We start from the raw sequence: 2,571 nt of genomic DNA, 5'->3' as shown, positions 1-2,571 counted from the left end.
ACTCGTCTCGTCTGGCAGCAACCAGCCGAACCTCGCTTCACCCTCGGCCGGTCACGCTGGCGACCACGACACCAAGCGCGCGCCCGACGCTGCCACCACGCAGCTCGAGGAGCCGCCCCATAAGTGCGGCTGTAGTACTAGTCGCCCGGTTCGTCGTCCTCGTTGCGTCGCTCCTCGCGCGCGTCGGCCTCGGCCTCGCGCAACTCCTCCACCGACATCGGCGGGATCACGGTCAGCTCGGTTGAGGAAGCGTCCGGCAACGTGGGCGCCAGGATCTCCATCTTCTCGTCCACGACCACGACCTCGCCCTCGAGCACCCGGATCGGAGTCTCCCGGTTGAGCACCTCGCCGGTGAAGAACGCTGGGGATCGCCACTTGGAGACGAACATGAGGGCCAGACCGACGATCAGTGACCCGACCGACAGCACGAAGATGCCTCCCGTGTGCCAGCCGAGCAGGTTGACGACAGTGAAGCTGTTGTCCGCGTTGGCGTTCTGGTACGCGGTCCACACGAAGGCCGCGAGCAGGATCAGCCCACCCAGTAGCGGGGCGACGACGCGGACCCACGTGTCCCTGGCAGATTCACCGCGGTCGTTGCGGAAGTACCAGGCGGAGGCGAAGCCGGTCAGCCCGTAGTAGAACGCGATGAGCAGGCCGACGGCTGAGGCCGAGTCGGCGAGGATGTTGTCCGAGATCGCCGCCAGCGCGCCGTAGAAGGCGATGGAGACGCCGCCCATCACGATCGTGGAGACCGTCGGGGTCAGGAACCGGGGGTGCATCCGGGAGAAGTTCGGTGGCAGGGCCTGATACGCGGCCATCGACAGGGTCGTGCGAGCGGTCGGCAGGATCGTGGTCTGGGTGGACGCGGCTGCCGAGGTCAGCACCGCGATGATCAGTATCTTGTCCAACCCGCTGCCCAGCACCTGCGAGCCGATCGCCGCGAAGACGTCGCTGCTGTTCTCCTCGAGCACCTTCGGCCCGGCGAAGGCGAGCGTCGCGGTCGACACGATCGCGTATGTGGCCAGCAGGATCACTGTCGAGATGACGGCGGCCCGGCCAGGGGTCTTCGCCGGGTCCTTGGTCTCCTCGTTGACCGACACGGCGCTGTCCCAGCCCCAGTAGATGAAGACAGCCAGCAGCAGTGAGGCGCTGAACGCGCTCATGCTGTCGATGTGGAACGGGTTGAACCAGGACAGCGAGGGCTTCACCGCGGTGGCCGCAGCGTGGCCGGTGTAGACCTTGATGAGCGCGATAACGCTGAACATGACGAGGAAGACCACCTCGACGGACAGCATCACGAACTGGAACCGCGCCGAAACCTCGATGCCCCGATAGCACACGTAGGTCAGCAGAACGATCCACGCCGCGCCGACAAGGAACACTGGCCACTTCTCGTTCGCGAGCCCATCGGCCCCGAACAACTGGAAGAAGTACGACCCCGCGATCTGCGCCAGACTTGCCATCACGATCACGTCGGCAGCGACGATGCCCCAACCACCCATCCAGCCGGTCATGGGTCCGAACGCCTTGGTGGCCCAGGTGAACGTCGTGCCGCAGTCGGGGGCCACCCGGTTGAGCTCGCGATAGGCGTAGGCGATGAACAGCATCGGGACGAAGGCCATCACCATCACGATCGGGGTCTGGAAGACCACGATCGCGACGACCGCTCCGATGGTCGCGGCCAGCGAGTACGCGGGGGCCGTCGACGAAACCCCGATAACGACACTTGACAGCAGTCCCAGTGCCCCCGTCCTCAGGCCCTTGCCACCGCCTCCGACGCCAGAACTGGTTGGCTCGCTGATCATCGTCATGGACGACCTCCGCCGCTCTCCCCCGCACCCCGTGGACTTGACCTCATCCCCGCAAGGTAGATGCGCGCGGGATGCCAGGTCAGCCGTTTGAGTGCGCGAGTGGGTCCTGCCCGCGCGGGAGTACGGGCACTTTGACCCGGCCCGAGGTGCCCCGGGGCGAGTCTCGTGCCCCCGGGCCGTGCAGAGGCGGGGGTCTCGATCGGGACACGGCTCACGAGCTCCAGCTTTGCTGTGCCCGTTCCGGGCGGGTTCATGGCCGGTGGCCGGCCCAGTTCCACCCTGAGGTGACCGCCGGAGACGTCGCAGCCTGGGCGCGCGCCTGCCCCACGGTGGTCACCGATGGAGGGCGCGACGGCAACCGGGTCGCAGTGGAGGGACCGCCCGCGGGCCTGTCGTCCGATGCCGGGCGGTGCAGGTACGACACAGGCAGCCCACGCGATGCCAGCGGATCCGACACGGCGCTCGGTTTCGTGCCGGGACGTACAGTTGCCCAGTGCTACGCGCCGTCGGCAACATCCTCTGGTTGGCCTTCTCCGGCTTCTGGATGGCCCTGGGGTACGTGGTCGCGGGGGCGATCGCCTGCGTGTTGATCGTCACCATCCCGTTCGGCATCGCCTCGTTCCGACTCGCCGGGTACGCGTTGTGGCCATTCGGTCGCACCGTCGTGTGGAAGCCCAGCGCGGGTGCCGCGTCGACGGTTGGCAACGTCCTGTGGCTCATCCTGTTCGGGTGGTGGCTGGCACTCGGGCAGATCGTGGCG

Annotated in this window: 2 protein-coding genes; one reads left to right on the top strand and one right to left on the bottom strand. The window is 67.2% G+C overall.

Features of this window, described 5'->3' with window-relative positions; translation table 11 throughout:
* Positions 1–137: 137 nt before the first annotated feature.
* Positions 138–1,811, bottom strand: a complete 1,674-nt coding sequence (locus tag VIM19_02565) for an APC family permease (GenBank protein HEY5183793.1) — start codon at positions 1,809–1,811, stop codon at positions 138–140.
* A gap of 493 nt (positions 1,812–2,304) precedes the next feature.
* On the opposite strand from VIM19_02565, the gene VIM19_02560 reads away from it, so the two are divergent.
* Positions 2,305–2,571: YccF domain-containing protein (locus VIM19_02560; GenBank protein ID HEY5183792.1), on the top strand; the 267-nt coding region annotated here is incomplete at its 3' end.

This window comes from Actinomycetes bacterium, from assembly GCA_036510875.1.
Lineage (GTDB): Bacteria > Actinomycetota > Actinomycetes > Prado026 > Prado026 > DATCDE01.
The sequence above is the reverse complement of the archived record's forward strand: the minus strand, read 5'-3'. Positions and strand labels throughout refer to the sequence as shown.